We start from the raw sequence: 20,731 nt of genomic DNA, 5'->3' as shown, positions 1-20,731 counted from the left end.
CCGCCGACCGTATGCGGCGAGGGTCTTTTTCTCAGACCTGAAAGCAAAAAATGATCAAAGAATTTTCCCTCGACGCAGTGCCCACTTTCACCGCCAAGGTGGACATCCCTGTGCCTGGCAAGAAGGCGCAGAAGATCGAATTCACGTTCAAGCATCGCACCGCCGATGACTTCAAGACGTTCATCGAGAACATCTCCAACTACAGCGACGACACGGCCCTGGTGCTGGATGTTGTTTCCGGCTGGGAGCTGTCCGATGCCTTCGGCGACGAGAACGTCGGCAAGCTGGTGAAGAACTACCTCGGCAGCGCTCGGGCCATCGTGGACAAGTACATCGAGCAGAACGCCGGCGCCCGCTTGGGAAACTGAGGGAGCTGGGGGCCGCGCTGTACCAGCGGCTCCCGACTCAGGAAGAGCTCGATGCGCACGGGCTTTCCCTGGAGGACTACGAAGACGACGATCCGGTGTACATCTGGCCGGAAAACAGCCGGGCGTTTCATTTTTTCCGCAGGCTGGGCACGCGCTGGCGGATCGGCGGCCTGCGCTGGGAGGCTGTCTATCCCCTGATGGACCGCCTGGGCCTGGCGCCCGACGAGTGGGATGCGCTGCTGGAAGACCTTGAGGTGCTGGAGGGTGCGGCGCTCAAGGAGATGGAGCGGCAGCAGAAGAAGTAAGAGAGGGTGCTCGCACGATGACATAAAGGCCGCGGCAGCTTGAGAGTATGATCTGTACAAAACTGTGCACCACCTGTGGATAACCGGTGTTGAAAGTGTGTGCAACTTACCCAACTGGAGAATTGTCAATGGCCGATGTATCGAACGTCGCTCGATACTTTCTTTCGCTTGCCGAGGACGAGGCTGGAGATGATGTATCGAATCTGAAGCTTCAAAAGCTTTTGTATTACGCGCAAGGCTTCCACCTGGCTCTGTTTGATCGACCGTTGTTTGAGAATGAGATTCGCGCGTGGACACATGGTCCTGTCGTCGCAGAGGTATATCGCGACTACAAGCAGCATGGTGGCAATCCCATCCCTCGCGCTCAATGTGACTTGGACGCGCTGACAAACGCAGAGCAAGAATTGTTGGCTGAGGTTTATCAGGTTTATGGGCAATACTCAGCATGGAAGCTGAGAAACATGACGCATGAGGAAGCCCCGTGGGTCACGGCCTATGGACAGGCACCTGACAGCGTGATTTCTCACGGCGCAATGCGAGACTTTTTCAGAACGCTTGTTCACTGAAAAGCCGTGAAAATCAAGGCGCCGCAGCCGTCGAAGGGCGATCGAATCCGCCCGAGTGATTCCAGTGCAGGTTCGTCGCAGCGGATGCGCCCCAAGTTTTGCCTTGAGCACCTGCAGAAGGACCATTGCCTCTCCAAATGTACGCTGGAGGAAAAAGCGGCGTTTGCAGACCGCATTCATGAGATGAGTCAGCAGACATGGCAAGAGCTTTCGCAAGCTCATCGCCACAAGCAAGGATTTGAAGCGATCGATCGCAGCTCAATCAAAGGGCGCTTTCCTTCGGCTTTAACGGCTGATGTGACCATCTATGCTTTCAGGTTCCACGGTATGGCGCCGATGGTCGGCTTTCGGACCAACGAGGTTTTTCATGTGGTCTGGTTTGATCGGGCGTTCAATCTCTATGACCATTAGCTGGCACAGCACATGGCTCGCGCGATGACCATCCTCTCCGTCGTCGGCGTTGCAGCCGCGCTGTACTTCGCCTGGCGATACGGGGTGTTTTGATCCGCAAAGCTCAGCTAGCATCCTTGTGTTGAAACGAGGATGCAGATGGAACAGAACAAGCCCAAGCAGGGCATGAGTTGGGGCGTGAAATTGGCCTTCGCGCTTCCTGTAGTGGCGGTCGGCGTGCTGATGGCGGTCACTACCTGGATGAACAATTCCGTCGATGGCAAAGCGAAGACAGAGGGGCGCGCCGCGATCGTGCAGTGCTGGATGTCGCTGAGTGGCAAAGCGCCCCGGGCTCAGGCTGCAGGGACCAGCGGCTGCCAGGAACTGGAATTCGAGTTCAAGAAGCGGTTCAACGAGAACCCCTGATCCCGTACACGCACAACCCGCCAAGGCGGGTTTTTTCATTTCAGGAGTGGTCCCGAATCCGAAGAGCTTCTTCCACCATGGCTGCGCGTCGCACAAGTTCAGTAGCCAACTCTGCGGACTTGGTCCGCATCTCATTGACGCCGATCGTTCCGATGCTGACCCAGCCATACCAGACGTTGAAGGCGACAGCGTCGGCAGCGCTGTCAGCGCCGTGCTTCGCGATGGCTTCAGCGATAGAAGCGTGGCTCGAACTGAAAATTTCCTGCTGTCCTTCGCTCACATGGGCGGAGTAGTGGCCGGGGATCTCTTTGTCTATATTCAGGGTGAAGATCATTTCAGTCCTTGGATGCGGTTTTCATAGGTTTCTTGCCGGCAGCCTCGAGCTTTGCATTTAGCGCCTCAGTGCGACTGAGTGCGACCGCTGGTTGGATGAAGTAGAAGTCAAACAAAAGTTCAAGCACGTCAAGATTCCATTCCGCTTCAGCGGGCTCAACTGGCACGATTTCTCCAGTGTTTTTATCTTTCGTTGGATGAGCGGCGAAATTCCCGATGTTCCGGATTGCGTCTAAACCCTCAGCGAGATACGAAGGGATGCCGGACGCTATTGCCGCCTCAATCGCTTTGCTGAGATCCTTGTGGCTGAAACCTGCGTGTTCAAGAACGTGCTGAAGGCATCGGCGGCTTAGAGCGGCTGAAGCTTGCGCACTTATTGGGAAAACGGCTGCGGCTTCGTTGAAATCCTTGGCAACTTCAGCGGGTACTTCTTTCTCGGCAGTTCGGGAAGTTTGGCCGTTTGGATACACGCAGATTCCGTCGGTCATGAACAGAGGAAGGTGCCCAGTGCGGGTGTGTAGATGGATAGTCGGTTTGTGACATTCTGGGCAAACGGAAAGACGCACCATCCACACCCCATCTGTTGGAAGACTCAGCGCTCCGCTTGCGTCAAAGTAAGCGTCAGCAGTTTTGGGACTAAAGGCGATGTCGCAGTGCTGACATTTCATTCACATGCTCCGATTGTGTGTAGATGTAACCATACATCATCCACCTTCGCGAAACTTACAGCGGCACTTGAACGTGAAAAAGCCCTCCTAAGAGGGCTTTGCTGTTTGGAGGCAAGGCGGGGGAGCTCAGTCGTCACCTTGCTCAGGCAGCGGAGTAAGGATTTCATCGGTCTGAACGACCTGGTAAGTGCCGTCCTTGAGCTTGTTCACTGACTGGCCATCCACGAAGAATTCGTCCGTGCCGTTGATGATCTTGACGCTGCTCGGCAGCGCTTTGTGTTGAATCGGGGTTGTCCAGACCTCGACAGAACGGTGCTGGCCGGCGCTATCTATGACGGCGATGGATTGCGACAAGAAGGCTTGGCTCATTGCGGCTCCTAGGTTGGCTGAGTTTTGGATTGTCGAGGGCTACTTCTTCGCCGGCTTGCTTTTCATGGCGCGATTGACGATGCCGACGTTCGCCATTTCTTCCAGCCACTTGCGCTGGTCTTCCATGGCTCTATGGATCTGGTCTTCAATGGTTGGACCCATTGCGTCTGCGATTAGCTTTTTGAGGTCGGCCTGCTCTTGCGCGCGCATTTCTTCAATCATGCGCTTCGCCATGGCGTTTGGGCTTGCAGCTTCCAACTCAGCGCGTGCCCGCTGGAATTGGTCTTCGAGGGGATCCAGGGCGCTCCTGGCTTTCGCTGCAGCCACCTCCCACGGCTCCTGCGTACTTACGAATGCGCGTTCTGCCGTAAAGGTTGAGAGCAGCCGAGCAACTATTTCGGCGTTCATGGAGCGCCCCGATGCCTTGGCGGCAATCTCGATCTGCTCTTTCAGATCGGGGGGGATTCGGAGCTTGTACTGCGGGTCGGTCTGCTTCATCGGGTGCGGATGATGGACCAAATAGGTGTTGACGACAATGGACCTAAAAGGTACATTGGTGGCGTGGACCATTTAGGTTCATGAAAGGAAGCCATGAAATCAACTCAAGCGGGCGAGCAGCTGAAGGTCAGGCTGCAAACCCAGGTGCATGAATGGATTAAGGCCCAGGCCAAGGAGCAAGACCGCTCCATGAATTGGCTGGTCAACAAGTTCCTGGCGCAGGCCAAGGAGTCCCAGGAGGCGCGGCATGCGGAAGCCGCCTGAAAAAGAAAAAGCCCCGGTTGGTGGAACAACCGAGGCTTTGGTTGAAGCAAACCCCTATCACAAGGAAAGCAACATGGCGAATTCTACCCAGCAGATCGCTGCAGCACAATCATCTGTATGCACAAGCCAATCCCCGAAAGCGTCTGGAGACTTGTTCGGAGCCTCGAAGACCACGAAGCAGTCCGCCGGACGGCGGCAATCGCCAAGAAAGACGGTGGAGAACGTCAATTCACCATCGAGCACGACGCAGATGGATACCTGCTCATCTCCCTCTATCAAGACGATTGCTGGATGCTCCAGCGACCGGATGGCAGCTGGAGTGAATGCTTCGTCGCAGACAAAGACTGCAAAGAATACGAAGAAGGACTCAAAAAGCTTGGCCGGACGCTCGTTCTCAGCGCCGACATCGGCGATCTTGGGCGAGTCAACGTCTACATCCCCTGAAATCGCAATTCGGGCAATCACCGTCCCGTTTCACGGATCGGACCTGTGTGTCGTTGAGCATCAGGCCCAGCCTTACGCGCCGATGAAGCCGATCATCACGGGGATGGGTCTGACCTGGCACGGCCAGCACGCGAAGATCAAGGCCAACAGCCGTCGCTGGGGTGTTCTTGAGTTGAGAATACCTTCGCCAGGCGGCCTGCAAGACATGCTTTGCATGCCTTTGCGCAAACTGCCGGGATGGCTTTCTGGCATTGAGGCTGGGAAGGTGAAGAGCGAGGAAGCGCGTGTGAAGGTGCGCGAGTATCAAGACGAGTGCGACGACGTGCTCTGGCAATACTGGAACGATGGCATCGCGGTCAATCCACGCGCCACCTATTCAGTGGCGCCGAACCAAACCATCAGCGCTGAGCAGGCGGAAACGTTGCGACTAATGCTGACGAGTTCGGTCGAGCGGCTGCCAAAATCGCGCCAAGCCCTGGCCATGCGCCAAGGCTGGAGCAAACTGAAGGCCCACTTCAGGGTAGGGTATCGCCAGATACCGGATCACGAGTTCAGTGAGGCGGTTTCGATCCTTGCCCGCCATGCCGCCGAGTGGGAGGTGGTGGAGGAAGACGAGCGCGCGAACACCATCAATGAACAGGTCGCCCGGTGGGTGAAGCAAATCGACAGCCCAAACGGCGTGCCCGCTGTGTTGTTCGCCCCGCTTGTTGCAGCGGTCAACCGACGCGGAGGTGGCTACCGGTTCCCCTTGTCGGCTGCGGAGCCCCATGACCGCATCAAGCCCTTCCCCCATTCGTCGCTGTCGGCGAAACGGCTGCTGGACCCGAAGAACCGCGCGCTGGAGATGGAACTGGTCGAGGCGCTGAGCAAAGACGGCCATGACGTGGAGGGCGTGCGCGTACGGCTTCTGGCGATGCGCGACGCCCTTGGAGAACTCATGGAAGTGCGCCAGGTGCTTGAAGACTTCCGTCGGATGTTCCGGCGCATGGACGGCACGGCAGAGGCATGGGCCGACCAGTCGCGCGGCTTGTCGATCATGTTCCGCAAGAAGCTGGACCCGAACGACCGGTATGACCGGATTGGCTACCCTGAGCAGCTCGGACTGCCGCGCCCCTCGGGAATTCAGTACCTGGGCGCGGCGCGATGATCTATTACCATGCCCCTTTCTTCCTTTCTTGATGGAGGGGGTATGGGTTCAATAGCTGAAGGTGCAGTCCTGCCGATCACCCGTGAGTCATATCCAAAGACACATGCGGCATGGGGAGATGAGGGCATCCGGCGAATCAATGAGCTGATGCAGCCGGCGGCAGAGATTGTTGCGTCTTCACCTCGATGCGACCGACTTCACACAGTTGCGCTGAGCGAATCCAGAAGCACGCCTCCCGACAAGATCGTGTTCTTCGCGGATTGCGACAACGGCGAGCGCTTCTTCATCACGGAAGAAGAAGTGCTCGCCAAGCGCCAGTCGGTGTCGCAGAACGAGAAATCGAAGTGGCTGGATGAGCAGCAGCTAGTTGAGATTTGCCATGAGGCTATCAGGGCCCGGGTTAATGGGCCTTGCATCTTCGCTGACGCAAGCGTGTACAGGGCCGTAGCGGGGCGGACCGTCGTGACTGTCGAGGTCGAACTGCCAAATGAGGCCGAGAACCAAGCTAAAGCATTCGCGAAGTGCTTTTTCGACGGGTTGTCGCTGACGGAGGTGGAATTCCACCCTCGATGATGTGCGGCTCGACGGGTAACATGCTCCCCTTCTTCAAGGAGGGAACATGGAGACTGCATGCAAGGATTGCGGGACTGTTGGTGAATCGAAGACGCAGGCGCGTGGGTCAATGATGGTCGAGGTAGTGCTGTGGCTGTGTTTCATCGTGCCTGGGCTCATTTACTCAATATGGCGCCTCTCTTCAAAGCATGAGGTCTGCCCGTCATGTGGCAGTGATCGGCTGGTTCCACTGGATACGCCGGTCGGCAAGTCGCTTGCCAGTTCTGCGGGTCACGCGTCAGAGGCCCGCAGGCCGTCAAGCGGGGCCGTCAGTGCCGGCCGCGCCCTAGGTCGCATGGTCGGCAAATTGAAGAGATAGCAGAAAGTCCTCAGACCCGCTTCGGCGGGTTTTTCATTTCAAGCCTCACGGCGCAAGTCGTGGGGCTTTTTCTTTGGGCGAACGAATGGCAGAAGACCTGAAAGAAGACATCCAGTTCGGCGCCAACACTACTGGCGTCGAGGCTGGTGTCAATCGCGTGAAGCGTTCCCTGGCGGACCTGGGGCAGGCCGCCGCACGCACGGGGAGGGATGCGGGTACTGGCCTTGGCGCAATGGGAGAGGGCGCCGATCGCTCGTCCAAAAAGGTGGAGTCCGCCACCCGCAGCATGCAGGCGAGCATCCAGCGCCTGATTGCCGAGCAGCAGGCCGGCAGCAAGTCGAGCCGCGAGTACTGGGAGTCGTTGGCGAGCCAGCGCGGCGTCAATGCTGCTGCCCTGCGGCCACTGCTGGATCAGCTTGATGCAGTGCGTTCAAAAACGGTTGAGGCACAGACCGCAACGGCTTCGTGGCGCACGGAACTGGGAAAGCTCGCACCGCTGATCACTGCAGCCTTCTCTGCGACTGCCCTGTATGGGTTCGCCGGCAAGCTGGTGGCCGTACAGCGGGAGTTCGACGTTCTGAATTCCAGCTTGATCACGGTGACTGGCAGCAGTGAGGCTGCTGAGCGCGAACTTGGATGGCTGAAAACCTTCGCGAAAGAGACGCCATTCGGCCTTGCGCAGGCCACACAGGCGTTCGTCAAAATGAAATCGCTGGGCCTTGACCCAACGCGAGCCGCGCTCACCAGCTTTGGCAACACCGCATCTGCGATGGGCAAGAGCCTGAACCAGATGATTGAAGCAGTCGCCGACGCTTCGAGTTTCCAATTTGAGCGTCTGCGTGACTTCGGCATCACCGTAAAGCAAGAAGGCGAGAAGGTGGCGCTGACGTTCCAGGGTGTCACAACCACCATTGGGAAGAACGCACAGGAAATCACCGCCTACCTTGAGGGCATCGGCAACAAGGAGTTCGGAGGCGCGATGGTTCAGCGCGCCCAAACGCTTGATGGCGCGATCTCGGAGCTAGGCGATACCTGGGATGAGTTGTTCCGCACTATCAACCAGCAGAACGCGGGCGCCCTTATCTACGACAGCGTGACCCTGGCAAATGGCGCGATCAACGACGCAACCACGATCCTGCGGGCCATGGGTGAAGCGGCGGACAGCAGCGGGAAGCAGTTTGGGGCCCTGAAGACCATCCAAGACGGGATCGCGACAGTGTTTGAGACGGTCGCGGTCTTGGGGGTAAATGTGGCCTATGTCCTGACGCAGGTCGGGAATGAGATTGGCGGCCTTGCAGCCCAAGCAGCGGCAGCGGCGCAATTCAACTTTGCAGGGGTGCGCGCCATCCGCGAGCAAATGGTGGCGGACGCCGAAGAAGCGCGGCGCCAAGTCGATGCGACAACGGAGCGCATCCTGGGCGCTCGGAAGGCGCAGGAGGAGTACGCGAAGTGGGCGACGCGCAATGCGTCCGCCGCGAATGACCCGCGCCGGGTCGATCTTGCCGCGCCGAAAGCCAGCCCGGCCAGTGGCGGTGATGGCGGCCGCAAGGACACGATTGACAAGGAGGCGCGCGCCTACGAGTCGCTCACCAAGACCATCTCGGAAAAGATCGCCCAAGAGCGCGAAGAGCTCGCCAGCGGCGAGAAGCTGACCGAGTCGCAGAAGCTACGCATCCGTGTGGAGCAGGAGCTGGTCGGCGCGCACCGCGCGTCAGCGCTCGCTCTGGTGGACACACTCGCCGCCGAAGAGGCCCGCAACAAGGCCGCCGCCGATGCGATGAAGACGGCGCAGCAGATCGCAGCCGCGCGCAAGAAGGAAGCGGACGGCATTGACGAGTGGATTCGTGCGCAGGAGCAGGCCGCGCAGAAGGCGGTCGATTCCGTGAAGGACCGCATCACGTCCATGAAGGACGAAGAGGAAGCGATTGCGATGTCGCGGTCGCTGAACATCAGCCTGGCGGAGGCCGTCGAACTGGTGACGATTGCTCGGCTGGAAGAAAAGCAAGCCGGCTTCTACGAGGGGTCGGAGGGCTGGAACAACCTGCAGCGCGAGATCAAGGCGCGCAGGGAGTTGTTGGGCCTGATGGGTACGAAGGCTGCGCGCGAAGCCAACGACCGCGCAGCCGAAGACGCGGCGCGAGCTTGGGAGAAAACGTCGCAGACCATCAGCGACACCCTGGCCGACTACATCATGGGCGGCGGCAAGGACGCGGCGCAGTACCTCAAGCGCCTGTTTGCCACGCTGGTGCTGCAGCCTGTCGTGCAGATGGGAGTCGGAAGTGCGATGGGCGCCTTGGGCCTGGGGAGTGCTGGTTCGTCGGGTGGCGGTGGAGTCATGGGCGCGGTCCAGTCGGCCAGCAACATCAACTCCCTGTTTGGAGCTGGAAGCCAGGCGCTCTTCGGAGCATCTGCAGGCGCCTCAATGGCGTCCTTAGGCTACGCGAACGCAGTGGGCATGATCGGTGGCGATGCCATCGGTGCGCTGGCTGCGGCCAATGGCATGTGGGCGGGTGTGGCCACAGGGGCGCAGGCAGCAGCTCAGGCCGCAGTGGCCGCCAATGCAGCGGCTGCTGCAGGCACGGCCACCGCGTTGCCTGCTGGCACTCTTGCCGCAGCTGCAGGCGCTCCGCCAGCGGCGGGCGGAATAGCGGGGGCGCTTGGAGCCATTCCCGGTTGGGGCTGGGCCCTTGCCGGCGTGGGCGCGCTCTTCGGCGGCGACATCATCAGCGGGTTGTTTGGCCGCAAGTTGAAGGACCAAGGCATCGAAGGCACGTTCGGTGGCGAAACCGACTTCGAGGGCCGCACGTACCAGTATTACAAGGGAGGCCTGTTTCGGTCGAACAAGACCCGCTACGGCGAGCTGGACGAAGACCTGCGCTCTGGTCTGGCTGACCAATTCGGCGCGCTGCAGGCCGGCACCTCGGAGATGGCGAAGATCCTGGGCCTGGGCACGGACGCCATCGACAATTTCACCGCCTCGATCAAGATCAGCTTCAACGGCCTGGACGAGGCTGGCATTCAGAATGCGCTGAAGGCTGAGTTTGAAAAGATCGCGGAATCGCTGTCGTCGCAGACCCTGGGCACCACGGAGTTCACACGCAATGGTGAAACCGCCGTGCAGACCCTTGGGCGGCTGTCGGGAAGCTTGTCGGCCGTCAATGGCGTCTTTGAAAATCTCAGCCAGACGCTCTACGCCTCCAGCCTGGCCGGCGCCGATATGGCGAGCCAGCTGGTCGATCTGTTCGGCGGGGCGGATGGATTCAATTCGGCGACGGGCAGCTATTTCCAGAATTTTTACTCGGAGGACGAGCAGCGCGCCGCGATGGAGCGCCAACTGCAGGCCGCGCTCGACAAGCTGGACCTGACGCTGCCCGACATCGACGCCGCCGATGCGCGCGCCCAGTGGCGTGCTCAGGCCGAGGCGCTGGACTTGACGACGGAAGCCGGCCGCAAGGCCTGGGCCGTGCTCATCCAGCTGTCCGGCGCATTTGCCGGCATCACGCAGTCCGCCGAAGACGCGGCGGCGGCAGCGGCGGCGGCAGCGGCGGCGCAAGCGCGTCAAGCGGAGGCATCGCGGTCCAAAGAGCAAGACCTGCAGATCCAGCTGCTGCGCGCGCAGGGCAACGAGCTGGCGGCCGTGGCCATCGAGCGGCAACGCGAGCTGGCGGCACTGGAGCAGTTTGGTCCCGCCGCGCAGGGCATCCAACGAGATATCTGGGCCATCATCGACGCCGCTGCAGCGCTGCAGGCAGGCGCGGATGCCTACTTTGCCGATGTGGACCGCAAGGCTGCGGAGCAGGGCTATGTCAACGACGCCCAGGCGGCCATCGACAAGATGTTCGGCTCGGTGAGCGCGCAGGCCCAGGCGGCAGCGCAAGCCCAGGCAAGCGCAGCGCAGGCGGCTGCCGCATCGTGGCGCAGCGCGGCGAGCAGCATCCAATCGTCTCTCGACCGCCTGCGCGAGCAGACCACGGCCCAAATGGACCCCGCAGCACGCTATGCAGCGACGAAGGCGGAGTTTGACTCACTGACCATCGCAGCCCTTGGCGGCGATTCGACAGCCGCGGGCAAGCTGGGCAGTGCAGCGGATGCATTCCTGGAGGCAAGCAAGGCCGGGACCGCGACGCAGGCTGAGTACCTGCGCGACCGCGTACTGGCGGAGGCGAAGTTGGCGAGCGTGCTCAGCACCAGCGAAGCACAAGCCAGCCTGCAGGAGTCCATTGCCGCGGCGGCCAATGCCTCCGTGTCGGAGCTTCAGGCGCTCAACGCCAATCTGACCGGCTTTGCCGGGGCGCTCTATGAGATCCTGGGCAAGGGCTACCAGGGCGCGGATCGTGGTGCGGCGCAGACGGTGGCGGAGTCGTTCGCCAAGATGCAGGCGGACTACGACGCGTATTTCAACGACCTGGCCGGCTTCGGCAAGGTCGGCAACAAGTACACGGACGCATCGTTCAACGGCGCGAGCTTCACTAAGCTGAACAACAACATGGCCGCCTTTACCGGTGCCGATGGAATCGTCAGCTACATCCGCGCTGGTGAGTCGCTGGTCGAGGTGGCCAAGCGCATCCCCGAATTGCGCGCGCTGTGGGAGAAGAACTACGGCATCAAGCTGCCGGCGTTCGCCGAAGGCGGCTACCACGCAGGCGGCCTGCGGGTGGTGGGTGAGCGCGGCTGGGAGATCGAAGCCACGGGGCCTGCGCGCATCTGGAACCAGCAGCAGATTGCGGCCGCCATGCGCGGCGGCGACAACGGCAGCGCCCAGGTGGTGCAGGCCCTGCAAACCGTCAGCGCGCAGATCGAGCGGCTCGAGCAGCGCCTTGCTGCCATCGAGGACAGCAACGACCAGATGGCCACCCAGCAAGACAGCTCCACCGATGGGGGCAACGCGCAGCGCGCCGAGATCATGAACGTCAAGCAGCTGGCCCAGGCCATCAAGGAGGCCATGGCATGAGCAAGACCGCAGCCCGGGTAATGGTCCCCGTGAAGATTGTGGCCGGCATGGTGAAAGCCGGAACGACGGTGCCCGAGCCCAACACCGCCAATGGCGAGGTGGCTTGGGTATCGGGTGCCGCCTATACCGCCGGCAACGAGCGCACTTCCAATGGCTCCATTTGGCTCGCCCGGCAGGATCACTCCGGCCGCACAGCGCTGCCCGAGGTCGATGGTGCTTACTGGATCCGCAGTGGACCCACGGACCGCATGGCGCCGTTTGACGACTACACCTCCACCAAGGCGCGCGGCACGGGCTCGATCGGCTACGTGATCCAGCCCGGGTTCTTCGGCGCGGTGAAGGTCTACGGGCCCGAGGGCGACACCTGCACGATCACCGTGCGGGATTCGCCTGGCGGCACGGTGGTCAAGACGCAGACCTTCAGCCTGTTCGCGCAGGCCGCTGGCCTCTACGAACTGCTGTTCACCAACCTGCCCATGGTGGACCAAGTGGGCATGGACGATCTGCCCATCCTGCCGGGCGCGGAAGTCACCATCACGGTGGAAGCCGCCGGCGGCGCGGCCGTGGCCATTGGCGACATCAAGCTGGGCGACTGGCGCCAGCTCATCGGCGACAGCGAACTGGGCGGCGTGGAGTATGGCGCGCGCACCGAGCGCAAGAGCTACACCTACCGCGAGTACGCCAGCGACGGCACCTACACCACCGTCAAGCGCGGCAGCTCGCGCGACGTGTCGTGCAGCGTGAAGCTCAGCGGCGATCAGGCCATGTACGCCGACGCCGTGCTGGGCGAAATCCTCGATGTGGCTGTGCCCTTCGAGGCATCCGATCTGCCGCGCTACGGCTACCTCAACACGCTGGGCTTCGTCACGGGCTCCATCTCGCCCGACAGCTACGGCATCGCATCGCTCCAACTCAACATAAAGGGCAACATCTGATGGCCATCCAACCCGTTCCGTCGATGACGCCTGTCCCGCACTTTCCGGCCCTGTCGGAGCGTGCGGCGGGCACGTACAACCAGAGCGCCTACAACTTTGGCACGCACATGTCGGTCACGTTCAACGGCGAGCTGCTGGCCGTGGCAATGAACGTGGCGCACAACGCCGGCGAGGCCTTCGCCGCTGCAGACGCTGCTGGCGAGGTGCTTACCGCCGTCAATGAGGCGGCAGGCCAGGTGGCCGGCGACGCAGCGGCGGCGGTTGCCGCCAAGGAGGCTGCGGAGACCGCTGCGATCCTCGCGCAGAACGGCGCAGGCCTACCGGCACGCACTCCCGGATGGATGCTGGTCGCCAGCGCTGCCAATCAGCCGGTCTTCATCAACCCAGCCACGCTGCCGGCCATCCAGGGCAAGGCCGACAAGGACGGAGCCGTGGTCACGCGCATGGTCTCGCCCTTCGTGGACCTGGGCGACATCGCGGCCAACGGCACGGCCACCATCAACGTGCAGGCCGGCAGCGTGCAGCGCTTCAACGTGCTGGGCAACTACACCGTAGCGTTTGCCAACCTGCCCGCAGGCGTTGTCTCTGCGGCGGTGCGTCTGCGCTGCGAGGGCTTGGCGGGGCGCACTGGCTCATGGCCCGCAGTCGGCCCCAATGGAGGCTGGCGCAAGGCTGATGGCACGCTGTGGCCCACCCCCAGCGCTGCCGGAATCGTGTTCAAAAGCGGCGTGCCGACTTTCATCTTCGTGATGATCGACAACGGCTCCATCGTCTTCGTGGTGATGCAATGACGCCGGGCGTTTGCGAGGGTGCATTTTTCGCCGGTGGGGGGTACGAGTACAACGCCACGCTCTCGGGTCTGGTGGCCGACTACAACCTCAACACCGCGGCCATCGCTGCTGGCTGGGATGGCATCCGGCCCCTGATCGCCACCGTGACCATTGCGGCCGGGGCGATCGTCTACGGCACGTCAACGGCGGCCGGCGCTGCTGCTTTCACCGTTCCCGCGCTGCCCGATGGCAGTCTTGTCACCATTGTGCGCAATGGCTCCATCATCGGGCGCGGAGGTACTGGCGGCACAGGCGGCGGCGCCACCATCGGCAGCGCCGCGGCAACGGTGGGCGGTACGGGGTACGACGGGCTCAAGCTCTCTTGGCCGGTGCGCCTTGTCGGCACCGGGATGATCGCAAGCGGTGGCGGCGGTGGTGGCGGCGGCCAGGGCATCACCATCGACTCACCCAACGGGCAGTACAACTCTGCGGGCGGAAGCGGGGGTATGGGCGCCAGCAATGGCGGCTCCACCACCGGCAACACTGGCGGATCGGGTGTACGCAATGGTGATGGCACGTACCACGCCACTGGCGGAAAAGGGGGGGACGGTGGCCTGCCGGGTCAGCAGGGAGGTTCTGGGAGTACGGCAAACACCAGTGTCGGTCCGGTCAACAGCACGCGCGCACCTGCGGCTGGCGGGCAGCCGGGTCGCTCTATCGTCGGCGCCGAGTTCGTCATTTTGGATGGCAACACGCTGGGTGACGTGCGCGGCGCCATGGCGTTTGGGACCAACAGCTACATCCCCACTCCACAGGCGACGCCGGCAGTCGGCGCGGCGCTCGATGGTGGGTACTACACCGGCTACAACCTGTGGGCCATGCTGGAGGCCGAGCAAGGCGGGGTGTCGCGTGCCGTCGCCCAGGGTGCGGTCAACCTCCACATGCCGGGGATGATTGGCAACCCCAAGGTGTACGGCGGCCAGACGGTCTGGCTCAAGAGCGCATCCGACCCCGCAACCATGATGCTGGGGACAGTGACCGGCGCGGCCAACGGCCTGCTGTCGATCAACGTCACGGCGGGCAGCAGCGGCACGGCGTCCGACTGGGTGCTGATGGCCAGCCACCGGGTGGTGGTCGCGCCGAAGTCGGGCGGCGAGACCACGGTCAGCATTGCGGACTCTGCGCTCACGCTGCCCATCGACGCGTGGACGCTCACGGAGGGCGCCATCGCGCAGGCCGCGATGCGAGCGGCTGCGGGCGCAACGTCATCGCTGGCACCTGCGCATGCGTGGGCGGCGGCCCTCAATCTGGGCGGCAAGACCGATTGGGTAGTGCCCACGCGCGACATGCTGGAGGCGGCATACCGTGGACTCAAGCCCGCGACGGCCAACAACTACGCCACGGCCGACAGGGCAGCATCGCCTAACAACACGTACCAACGCTTCGGCGCACCGGCAGACACCAGTAACCGCCACGGCTACAAGGCCAGCGACCCGGCGGTGACGATTCCTGCCAACACGATTTATTTATCAGGCGGCAACCCGTTCCTGACGTCATCTTTGCCATTTCGCGTGGGCGGCGCAGAGGCTTTCGACTGGGGTACAGGCGTCACCTACCTGTCCGCCACAGCTTACGACGCCAGCACCGTCTGGGCACAGGCCTTCGATGCCGCCCAGCCCGGCAGGCAGATCACGGTTGCCAAAACGACCAGCTACAAGGTCCGCGCCATGCGGCTTTCACCAATCTAAGGGGGATACATGCAAATCGAGATCATCGAAACAGGGCAGCGCCTGAGTGAGGGCGACTGGTACGCCCGCAATCCCACCATCGCCTTCCCGCGGCCCCTGACGGATCAGGTGTTGCAGGAGGCGCACGATTCGTTTCCAACCATCCCGCTGGCGCGGATCGTGCCGCCCGAGCCGCAGTCTGACCCCGTTCCGCAGTCCTGCACCCGCCGCCAGGGTCGGCTGGCTCTTCTGGCTGCCGGCCACCTGGACGACGTGGAGCAGGCCATCGCAGCCATCACCGACGACACCGAGCGCCGCGCCGCGCAGATCGAGTACGAGGCTGACACCTGGGAGCGCGGCAATGCGTTCGTGCAGCAGATGTGGGCCAGCTTGGGCGGCACCTCTGAGCAGCTGGACGACCTGTTCCGGATGGCGGCGGATCTGTGAGGGACCAAGCTATGACCAAAACAACACCAACCGGACGATTCATGAAATTCGACCCCACCGTCAGCACCGGGACCATCATTCAAACGCTGGTGTTCATCATCGGGGTGGCTACCGCGTACGGCGGCTACCGGGAAGACCAGGTGAAGCAGGACGGGCGCATCGCCCAGGTGGAAGTCCTGGCCGACAAGGATCGCGAGACCACCAAGGACGCGCTGAAGGAGATCAAGACCCAGGTGGCGGACCTGCAGAAGAGCAACCAGGAGATCAAGGAATCGCTGGCCATCCTGCGCGGCCGGGCGGCTGAGCCGGGGAGCCGTAAGTGACGCAGATCATCACCGCCGCAGCCCTGCGCGCGGCCGGGGCCACACAGGCACTGGCTGACCGGTGGCTGAATCACGTCACTGCGGCCTGCGGGCTGTACGGCATCGACACACCGGCGCGCGTGGCCGCCTTCCTGGCCCAGGTCGGTCACGAGTCCGGCGGCTTTCGCTACACCACCGAACTGTGGGGGCCGACCGCCGCCCAGCAGCGGTACGAAGGCCGCAAGGATCTGGGCAACACCCAGCCGGGCGATGGCGCGCGCTTCAAGGGCCATGGCCTGATCCAGACCACCGGCCGCTACAACCACGGCCGGGTGCGTGATCGCCTGCGCGAGCGGCTCGGGCCCGATGTCCCGGACTTCGAGGAATCCCCCGAACTGCTGGCACTGCCGGAGTGGGCGGCTGTCAGCGCCGCCGATTACTGGGATGACAAAGGCCTCAACGTCCTGGCCGACGCCGGCAACTTCGAGCTGATCACCCGGCGCATCAACGGCGGGCTCAACGGGCAGGCCGACCGCCTTGCTCGCTGGGCGCGCGTGAAAGATGCGCTGAGCGCCGGCGCCCCCGATGTCCCGGTCATTGACTTATCCACCCCCGCACAACCCATCGCCACCACGGAGGCCCCCATGACCCCATTCGTCGCAGCAGTGCTGCCATCCCTCATCGACTTGGTGCCCAAGCTGGGCAAGCTGTTCAGCTCAGGCTCTGAAACGTCCGAACGCAACATCAAGGCGGCCGAGATCGTCGTGTCTGCTGCCAAGGAGGCCATCGGCGCACGCAATGAGCAGGAGCTGATGGAAACCATCAAGGCCGATCCGGAGGCGGCCGGCGCGGTTCGCGCCGCCATCGAGGCGCAGTGGTTCCGCCTGGAAGAGGTGGGAGGCGGCATCGCGGCGGCGCGGGAGGCCAATGCGGTCTACCTGCAGCCCAACGCGCCGGGCTTCTGGCTCAATCCAGCGTTCTGGGTCTCGGCCGGCTTCCTGCTCATGCCGCTGCTGATCCTGCTGGACATGCTGTTCGTGCATCCCGATGTCTACAACGACACACTGCGGATCCAGATCGTGACGGCCATCCTGGCGCTGCTGGGTGTTGTGGGCGCGTACTGGCTGGGGACCAGCTTCAGCAGTCAGCGGAAGAGTGATTCAAAGATTGCCGGGGGTTGACGGCGCTGGAGAACTGCCGGGCGCCTCCGGCGGGAAGATCATGAAGTCCACCCAGCGCGCGTAAAAGGTGTCGTAGTCGTTGTCGCAAAAACGAATAACGACCTGACCCTTGGCGGTACTCAGGCGGTAGAAAGTCCAGCCGCAAATGCCGCGCTTCGACAGGTCGGAGACTTCCTCTGCCTGGGTAATCGGAGAGCCCACAAGGTCGTTGAGATCGCCTGCTATGTCTTCGATTTGAACAAGACCCCACTCATAGCCGTCGTCCCGTGTTTGAGCGTTGCCAAGTACGTACGCTGTGCCATCTTCTCCCAGCATGTGTAGCAGCTCTGAATACACATCCCCTTCAACTTTGACCAGGGTCTTGCCAAGCAATAGGCCGAGGTCGTAACCGTAGTCGTAGTGGCCCAGGGGGTCCGGGCCGCGTTCTTGCTTGTGTGTTAGTGCCATAAATACTCCTGCAGTCGCCGAATACTTCCCTGGTTCTTCCCTGAGTCGGGTCAGAGGGATGGATTCTCAGAGAGGAATCAATGGCCTGCCCGGAGGGACTCGAACCCCCGGAGATCACTTGCATTGCGCCAATGTGTGCGCCAACGATGCGCCAAAAGCTCCTGAAACAATAGCGCTCGATCGTTGGTGCCCGGGGCCGGAATCGAACCGGCACGCCTTGCGGCGGGGGATTTTGAGTCCCCTGCGTCTACCAATTTCACCACCCGGGCGACGCCAATGCGAAGTCGGGAATTATGGCACAGTAACGGGTCTATGAAGACCTACCCAACCATTGAAGACGCGATCGGGCGCACGCCCCTGGTCGCCTTGCAGCGCATCGGAGCGCAGGACCATACGGCGCGCGGCAACGTGGTGCTGGGAAAGCTTGAAGGCAACAATCCCGCGGGTTCGGTGAAGGACCGGCCGGCACTCTCGATGATCCGCCGTGCCGAAGAGCGCGGAGACATCCGACCGGGCGACACGCTGATCGAAGCCACTTCGGGCAACACCGGCATCGCGCTGGCCATGGCCGCAGCGATCAAGGGCTACCGCATGGTGCTGATCATGCCGGAGGACTTGTCGATCGAACGTGCCCAGACCATGAAGGCCTATGGCGCCGAGCTGATCCTGACCCCGAAGAGCGGCGGCATCGAATACTCCCGCGATCTGGCGGACACCATGGTCAAGCAGGGCAAGGGCGTCGTGTTGGATCAGTTCGCCAACGCGGACAACCCGCGCATCCATTACGAAACCACGGGGCCCGAACTCTGGGAGCAGACGGAAGGGCGCATCACCCATTTCGTGAGCGCCATGGGCACCACGGGCACCATCACCGGCGTGTCGCGCTTCCTGAAGGAAAAGAACCCGGCGATCCAAATCGTCGGCGTCCAGCCCAACGAAGGTTCGCGCATTCCGGGGATTCGCAAGTGGCCTCAGGAATACCTGCCCAAGATCTACGACCCCCGGGCCGTGGACGAACTGGTGTACGTGGGCCAGGACGATGCCGAGGACATGTGCCGCCGCCTGGCGCGGGAGGAGGGCATCTTCGCCGGGATCTCCGCAGCGGGTGCGTGCCACGCGGCGCAGCAGATCAGCCAGCGCGAGCAGAACGCCACGATCGTCTTCATCGTCTGCGACCGCGGCGACCGCTACCTCTCCACGGGCGTGTTCCCCGCCTGAGTGCGGAGATACCAGAAAAATTCCTCGGAAACGCCCGTCCATGCTTGGATTTTTGCTATCTAAGTAGTAGCAAAATCCGCGGCTTTCCAACCCTATGGCTTACGAAACGCGCTACTGCACCCACTGCGCCACCGCGCTGGAGTCCATCACGCTGCGCGAAGACAGCGGGGATGTGGCGCGGCTGCGCTGCCCTGCCTGCGGTTGGACGCACTGGAACAATCCCACGCCCGTGCTGGCCGCGATCGTGGAGCGGGAGGGGCACGTGCTGTTGGCGCGCAATGCGGCCTGGCCCGGCAAGGCCTTCGGGCTCATCACCGGCTTCATGGAAGCGGGCGAGATGCCCGAGGAAGGCATCACGCGCGAGATCAAGGAAGAGACGCAGCTTGACGTGAGCGCGCTGCAGTTGATCGGCGTCTACGACTTCCAGCGCATGAACCAGGTCATCATCGCCTACCACGCGGTGGCGCATGGCGAGGTACAGCTCTCGCCCGAGCTGCTGGAGTACCGGCTGATCGCGCCCGAGAAGCTGGTCTGCTGGCCTGCCGGCACCGGCTACGCGCTGGCTGCGTGGCTGCGCGCACGCGGGATCGAACCGCCGTTTGCCGACTTCTTTGGCCGCGACGACCGAGAGGAAGAAGCCGCGTGACTACAATGAAAAAATCGCTTTTGCCCAGGAATCAACGATGAACGTCCACAAGGAAATCGACACGCGCGGCCTGAACTGCCCGCTGCCCATCTTGAAAGCCAAGAAGGCGCTGGCGGACATGGCCAGCGGCCAGTTGCTCAAGGTGCTGGCAACGGACGGCGGCTCGTTGCGCGACTTCCAGGCATTCGCCAAGCAGACGGGCAACGAACTGGTGGAGCAGCAGACGGTGGGCGAGGAATACATCCACGTGCTGCGCCGCCGCTGAGCACCGCGCCTGCCGGTGGGGACGCGCGCCGCACCGCACGCCACTCACTCAAGCAAAAGGCCCGCTGATGCGGGCCTTTTGTTTTGGCGTTGCGGGTGCGCGCTGCGTGTTCAGAGTGCCAGATTCTTGAGGTAGGTGCGGAAGTCTGCGCCCAGTTGCGGATGGGCCAGGGCCAGTTCCACGTTGGCCTCCAGGAAGCCTTCCTTGCTGCCGCAGTCGTAGCGCTTGCCGTCGTAGCGGTAGGCGAACACCTTCTCGCGGCGCATCAGGGCCGCGATGCCGTCGGTCAGCTGGATCTCCCCGCCCACGCCGCGCGGCAGGGCTGCGATCTCGCGGAACACGCCGGGCGTGAGGATGTAGCGGCCGGCCACGCCCAGGCGCGACGGCGCGTCTTCAGGGGCGGGCTTCTCGACCATGTGCGACAGCTCCAGCAGACGGTCGTTGATGGACTTGCCGGCCACGATGCCGTAGCGGCGGGTGTGCTCGTCCGGCACTTCCTGCACGGCCAGGATGGTGGCCTGCCACTCGGCGAACTGGTCCACCATCTGCTTGAGCACGGGTGGCTTGCCGACCATCAGGTCGTCGGCCAGCAGCACGGCGAAGGGCTCGTTGCCCACCACGCTGTGTGCGCAGTACACCGCGTGGCCCAGGCCCAGGGCCTTGGGTTGGCGGATGTAGATGCATTCCATGTCGTCCGGCACGATGGAGCGGGCCAGGGACAGCAGTTCGTCCTTGCCTTTGGACTCCAGCTCGGACTCCAGCTCGTAAGCCGTGTCGAAGTGGTCGGGAATGGCGCGCTTGTTGCGGCCATTGATGAAGATCATCTGGCGAATGCCCGCGGCATAGGCTTCTTCCACGGCGTACTGGATCAGCGGCTTGTCCACCACGGGCAGCATTTCCTTGGGCTGCGCCTTCGTGGCGGGCAGGAAGCGGGTGCCAAGACCTGCGACGGGGAAAACAGCCTTGCGAATCGTTGCGGTGGGTTCGGTCATGCGTTCGTTTCTCTGGATGAATAAAAAAGCGCCCCGCATCATACGTGGCGCTGGCAGCGCTTTGCTGTAGTCCATCGCGCTGCATAGGGGGCCCGCGCACGTTGCTTACCTGGAGCCGCATCTCTTACGAAATGCGGTTTT

25 protein-coding genes and 1 tRNA gene are annotated in these 20,731 nt (G+C 62.5%); 18 read left to right on the top strand and 8 right to left on the bottom strand.

Going from position 1 to position 20,731, the window contains the following annotated elements; all coding sequences use genetic code 11:
- The first annotated feature begins 50 nt into the window (after positions 1–50).
- The 5 genes from QE399_RS19395 to QE399_RS19375 all read left to right on the top strand — a co-directional run bounded on the left by QE399_RS19395 (position 51) and on the right by QE399_RS19375 (position 2,055).
- Complete coding sequence (locus QE399_RS19395; protein ID WP_309831372.1) at positions 51–368, top strand: phage tail assembly chaperone; 318 nt, start codon at positions 51–53, stop codon at positions 366–368.
- A complete protein-coding gene (locus tag QE399_RS19390; RefSeq protein WP_405044151.1) occupies positions 365–673 on the top strand; it encodes a DUF1799 domain-containing protein in 309 nt (102 codons plus the stop codon). Before QE399_RS19395 ends, QE399_RS19390 begins: the two co-directional genes overlap by 4 nt.
- A 128-nt stretch (positions 674–801) precedes the next feature.
- Entirely contained in the window at positions 802–1,239 is a 438-nt protein-coding gene (locus QE399_RS19385) for a Panacea domain-containing protein (RefSeq protein WP_309831370.1), read from the top strand.
- A gap of 6 nt (positions 1,240–1,245) precedes the next feature.
- Entirely contained in the window at positions 1,246–1,650 is a 405-nt protein-coding gene (locus QE399_RS19380; protein ID WP_309831369.1) for a hypothetical protein, read from the top strand.
- A 138-nt stretch (positions 1,651–1,788) separates the two neighbouring features.
- The gene (locus tag QE399_RS19375; RefSeq protein WP_309831368.1) at positions 1,789–2,055 is read left to right on the top strand and encodes a hypothetical protein; all 267 of its coding nucleotides are present in this window, start codon (positions 1,789–1,791) and stop codon (positions 2,053–2,055) included.
- A gap of 40 nt (positions 2,056–2,095) precedes the next feature.
- On the opposite strand, the gene QE399_RS19370 is transcribed toward QE399_RS19375, so the two are convergent.
- The 4 genes from QE399_RS19370 to QE399_RS19355 form a co-directional block, all read right to left on the bottom strand.
- Positions 2,096–2,389, bottom strand: a complete 294-nt coding sequence (locus tag QE399_RS19370; protein ID WP_309831366.1) for a hypothetical protein — start codon at positions 2,387–2,389, stop codon at positions 2,096–2,098.
- A 1-nt stretch (position 2,390) separates the two neighbouring features.
- Complete coding sequence (locus QE399_RS19365; RefSeq protein WP_309831365.1) at positions 2,391–2,876, bottom strand: DUF4145 domain-containing protein; 486 nt, start codon at positions 2,874–2,876, stop codon at positions 2,391–2,393.
- Positions 2,877–3,182: 306 nt separating this feature from the next.
- Positions 3,183–3,425 carry a hypothetical protein gene (locus QE399_RS19360; RefSeq protein ID WP_309831363.1) on the bottom strand — a complete coding sequence of 81 codons (243 nt, stop codon included), beginning with the start codon at positions 3,423–3,425 and terminating at the stop codon, positions 3,183–3,185.
- A 39-nt stretch (positions 3,426–3,464) separates the two neighbouring features.
- Positions 3,465–3,995 (bottom strand): Arc family DNA-binding protein, encoded by a 531-nt coding sequence (locus tag QE399_RS19355; RefSeq protein ID WP_309831360.1) that lies wholly within the window; start codon positions 3,993–3,995, stop codon positions 3,465–3,467.
- Positions 3,996–4,016: 21 nt separating this feature from the next.
- Between QE399_RS19355 and QE399_RS19350 the strand changes: the two genes are divergently transcribed.
- Positions 4,017–4,187 carry a toxin-antitoxin system HicB family antitoxin gene (locus QE399_RS19350; RefSeq protein WP_309831357.1) on the top strand — a complete coding sequence of 57 codons (171 nt, stop codon included), beginning with the start codon at positions 4,017–4,019 and terminating at the stop codon, positions 4,185–4,187.
- 57 nt (positions 4,188–4,244) lie between these two features.
- Here the strand turns inward: QE399_RS19350 and QE399_RS19345 are convergent, their stop codons facing one another.
- Positions 4,245–4,652, bottom strand: a complete 408-nt coding sequence (locus QE399_RS19345) for a hypothetical protein (protein ID WP_309832232.1) — start codon at positions 4,650–4,652, stop codon at positions 4,245–4,247.
- On the opposite strand from QE399_RS19345, the gene QE399_RS19340 reads away from it, so the two are divergent.
- The 9 genes from QE399_RS19340 to QE399_RS19300 all read left to right on the top strand — a co-directional run bounded on the left by QE399_RS19340 (position 4,564) and on the right by QE399_RS19300 (position 17,022).
- The gene (locus tag QE399_RS19340; RefSeq protein WP_309832207.1) at positions 4,564–5,778 is read left to right on the top strand and encodes a phage antirepressor N-terminal domain-containing protein; all 1,215 of its coding nucleotides are present in this window, start codon (positions 4,564–4,566) and stop codon (positions 5,776–5,778) included. The two genes, QE399_RS19345 and QE399_RS19340, sit on opposite strands and share 89 nt — an antisense overlap.
- Positions 5,779–5,787: 9 nt before the next feature.
- The gene (locus tag QE399_RS19335) at positions 5,788–6,351 is read left to right on the top strand and encodes a hypothetical protein (RefSeq protein ID WP_309831355.1); all 564 of its coding nucleotides are present in this window, start codon (positions 5,788–5,790) and stop codon (positions 6,349–6,351) included.
- Positions 6,352–6,794: 443 nt separating this feature from the next.
- A complete protein-coding gene (locus QE399_RS19330) occupies positions 6,795–11,660 on the top strand; it encodes a tape measure protein (protein ID WP_309831353.1) in 4,866 nt (1,621 codons plus the stop codon).
- On the top strand, positions 11,657–12,595 hold the full coding sequence (locus QE399_RS19325; RefSeq protein WP_309831351.1) for a hypothetical protein: 939 nt from the start codon (positions 11,657–11,659) through the stop codon (positions 12,593–12,595). The genes QE399_RS19330 and QE399_RS19325 overlap by 4 nt, the downstream gene beginning before the upstream one ends.
- Positions 12,595–13,386 carry a hypothetical protein gene (locus QE399_RS19320; protein WP_309831349.1) on the top strand — a complete coding sequence of 264 codons (792 nt, stop codon included), beginning with the start codon at positions 12,595–12,597 and terminating at the stop codon, positions 13,384–13,386. Before QE399_RS19325 ends, QE399_RS19320 begins: the two co-directional genes overlap by 1 nt.
- Positions 13,383–15,113, top strand: coding sequence for a hypothetical protein (locus QE399_RS19315; RefSeq protein WP_309831347.1), 1,731 nt, complete (start codon positions 13,383–13,385; stop codon positions 15,111–15,113). The genes QE399_RS19320 and QE399_RS19315 overlap by 4 nt, the downstream gene beginning before the upstream one ends.
- A 9-nt stretch (positions 15,114–15,122) precedes the next feature.
- Positions 15,123–15,539 carry a hypothetical protein gene (locus QE399_RS19310; RefSeq protein ID WP_309831345.1) on the top strand — a complete coding sequence of 139 codons (417 nt, stop codon included), beginning with the start codon at positions 15,123–15,125 and terminating at the stop codon, positions 15,537–15,539.
- Positions 15,540–15,580: 41 nt separating this feature from the next.
- Positions 15,581–15,862 carry a hypothetical protein gene (locus tag QE399_RS19305; protein ID WP_309831344.1) on the top strand — a complete coding sequence of 94 codons (282 nt, stop codon included), beginning with the start codon at positions 15,581–15,583 and terminating at the stop codon, positions 15,860–15,862.
- On the top strand, positions 15,859–17,022 hold the full coding sequence (locus QE399_RS19300) for a glycoside hydrolase family 19 protein (RefSeq protein ID WP_309831343.1): 1,164 nt from the start codon (positions 15,859–15,861) through the stop codon (positions 17,020–17,022). Before QE399_RS19305 ends, QE399_RS19300 begins: the two co-directional genes overlap by 4 nt.
- On the opposite strand, the gene QE399_RS19295 is transcribed toward QE399_RS19300, so the two are convergent.
- On the bottom strand, positions 17,002–17,469 hold the full coding sequence (locus QE399_RS19295; RefSeq protein ID WP_309831340.1) for a DUF7448 domain-containing protein: 468 nt from the start codon (positions 17,467–17,469) through the stop codon (positions 17,002–17,004). The genes QE399_RS19300 and QE399_RS19295 overlap by 21 nt on opposite strands.
- A gap of 184 nt (positions 17,470–17,653) precedes the next feature.
- Positions 17,654–17,738 (bottom strand) — tRNA-Leu (locus QE399_RS19290).
- 43 nt (positions 17,739–17,781) lie between these two features.
- Here QE399_RS19290 and cysM point away from each other — a divergent pair.
- The 3 genes from cysM (at position 17,782) to QE399_RS19275 (ending at position 19,598) form a co-directional block, all read left to right on the top strand.
- Positions 17,782–18,687 (top strand): cysteine synthase CysM, encoded by a 906-nt coding sequence (cysM, locus tag QE399_RS19285; RefSeq protein ID WP_309831338.1) that lies wholly within the window; start codon positions 17,782–17,784, stop codon positions 18,685–18,687.
- A 94-nt stretch (positions 18,688–18,781) separates the two neighbouring features.
- Entirely contained in the window at positions 18,782–19,333 is a 552-nt protein-coding gene (locus QE399_RS19280) for an NUDIX domain-containing protein (RefSeq protein ID WP_309831336.1), read from the top strand.
- 37 nt (positions 19,334–19,370) lie between these two features.
- Positions 19,371–19,598 carry a sulfurtransferase TusA family protein gene (locus tag QE399_RS19275; RefSeq protein ID WP_309831334.1) on the top strand — a complete coding sequence of 76 codons (228 nt, stop codon included), beginning with the start codon at positions 19,371–19,373 and terminating at the stop codon, positions 19,596–19,598.
- 110 nt (positions 19,599–19,708) lie between these two features.
- On the opposite strand, the gene galU is transcribed toward QE399_RS19275, so the two are convergent.
- Positions 19,709–20,590: a UTP--glucose-1-phosphate uridylyltransferase GalU gene (galU, locus tag QE399_RS19270; RefSeq protein ID WP_309831332.1), complete on the bottom strand. Its 882-nt coding sequence runs from the start codon at positions 20,588–20,590 to the stop codon at positions 19,709–19,711.
- Between the last annotated feature and the right edge of the window lie 141 nt (positions 20,591–20,731).

The organism is Paracidovorax wautersii (assembly GCF_031453675.1).
Lineage (GTDB): Bacteria > Pseudomonadota > Gammaproteobacteria > Burkholderiales > Burkholderiaceae_C > Paracidovorax.
The sequence above is the reverse complement of the archived record's forward strand: the minus strand, read 5'-3'. Positions and strand labels throughout refer to the sequence as shown.

What these genes read in the sequence shown, in the direction of transcription:
- QE399_RS19395 (WP_309831372.1), top strand. Translation starts at nt 51, where the DNA reads ATGATCAAAGAATTTTCCCTCGACGCAGTGCCCACTTTCACCGCCAAG.
- QE399_RS19385 (WP_309831370.1), top strand. Translation starts at nt 802, where the DNA reads ATGGCCGATGTATCGAACGTCGCTCGATACTTTCTTTCGCTTGCCGAG.
- QE399_RS19375 (WP_309831368.1), top strand. Translation starts at nt 1,789, where the DNA reads ATGGAACAGAACAAGCCCAAGCAGGGCATGAGTTGGGGCGTGAAATTG.
- QE399_RS19370 (WP_309831366.1), bottom strand. Translation starts at nt 2,389, where the DNA reads ATGATCTTCACCCTGAATATAGACAAAGAGATCCCCGGCCACTACTCC.
- QE399_RS19365 (WP_309831365.1), bottom strand. Translation starts at nt 2,876, where the DNA reads ATGACCGACGGAATCTGCGTGTATCCAAACGGCCAAACTTCCCGAACT.
- QE399_RS19360 (WP_309831363.1), bottom strand. Translation starts at nt 3,425, where the DNA reads ATGAGCCAAGCCTTCTTGTCGCAATCCATCGCCGTCATAGATAGCGCC.
- QE399_RS19355 (WP_309831360.1), bottom strand. Translation starts at nt 3,995, where the DNA reads ATGGTCCACGCCACCAATGTACCTTTTAGGTCCATTGTCGTCAACACC.
- QE399_RS19350 (WP_309831357.1), top strand. Translation starts at nt 4,017, where the DNA reads ATGAAATCAACTCAAGCGGGCGAGCAGCTGAAGGTCAGGCTGCAAACC.
- QE399_RS19335 (WP_309831355.1), top strand. Translation starts at nt 5,788, where the DNA reads ATGCCCCTTTCTTCCTTTCTTGATGGAGGGGGTATGGGTTCAATAGCT.
- QE399_RS19330 (WP_309831353.1), top strand. Translation starts at nt 6,795, where the DNA reads ATGGCAGAAGACCTGAAAGAAGACATCCAGTTCGGCGCCAACACTACT.
- QE399_RS19325 (WP_309831351.1), top strand. Translation starts at nt 11,657, where the DNA reads ATGAGCAAGACCGCAGCCCGGGTAATGGTCCCCGTGAAGATTGTGGCC.
- QE399_RS19320 (WP_309831349.1), top strand. Translation starts at nt 12,595, where the DNA reads ATGGCCATCCAACCCGTTCCGTCGATGACGCCTGTCCCGCACTTTCCG.
- QE399_RS19315 (WP_309831347.1), top strand. Translation starts at nt 13,383, where the DNA reads ATGACGCCGGGCGTTTGCGAGGGTGCATTTTTCGCCGGTGGGGGGTAC.
- QE399_RS19310 (WP_309831345.1), top strand. Translation starts at nt 15,123, where the DNA reads ATGCAAATCGAGATCATCGAAACAGGGCAGCGCCTGAGTGAGGGCGAC.
- QE399_RS19305 (WP_309831344.1), top strand. Translation starts at nt 15,581, where the DNA reads ATGAAATTCGACCCCACCGTCAGCACCGGGACCATCATTCAAACGCTG.
- QE399_RS19295 (WP_309831340.1), bottom strand. Translation starts at nt 17,469, where the DNA reads ATGGCACTAACACACAAGCAAGAACGCGGCCCGGACCCCCTGGGCCAC.
- cysM (WP_309831338.1), top strand. Translation starts at nt 17,782, where the DNA reads ATGAAGACCTACCCAACCATTGAAGACGCGATCGGGCGCACGCCCCTG.
- QE399_RS19280 (WP_309831336.1), top strand. Translation starts at nt 18,782, where the DNA reads ATGGCTTACGAAACGCGCTACTGCACCCACTGCGCCACCGCGCTGGAG.
- QE399_RS19275 (WP_309831334.1), top strand. Translation starts at nt 19,371, where the DNA reads ATGAACGTCCACAAGGAAATCGACACGCGCGGCCTGAACTGCCCGCTG.
- galU (WP_309831332.1), bottom strand. Translation starts at nt 20,590, where the DNA reads ATGACCGAACCCACCGCAACGATTCGCAAGGCTGTTTTCCCCGTCGCA.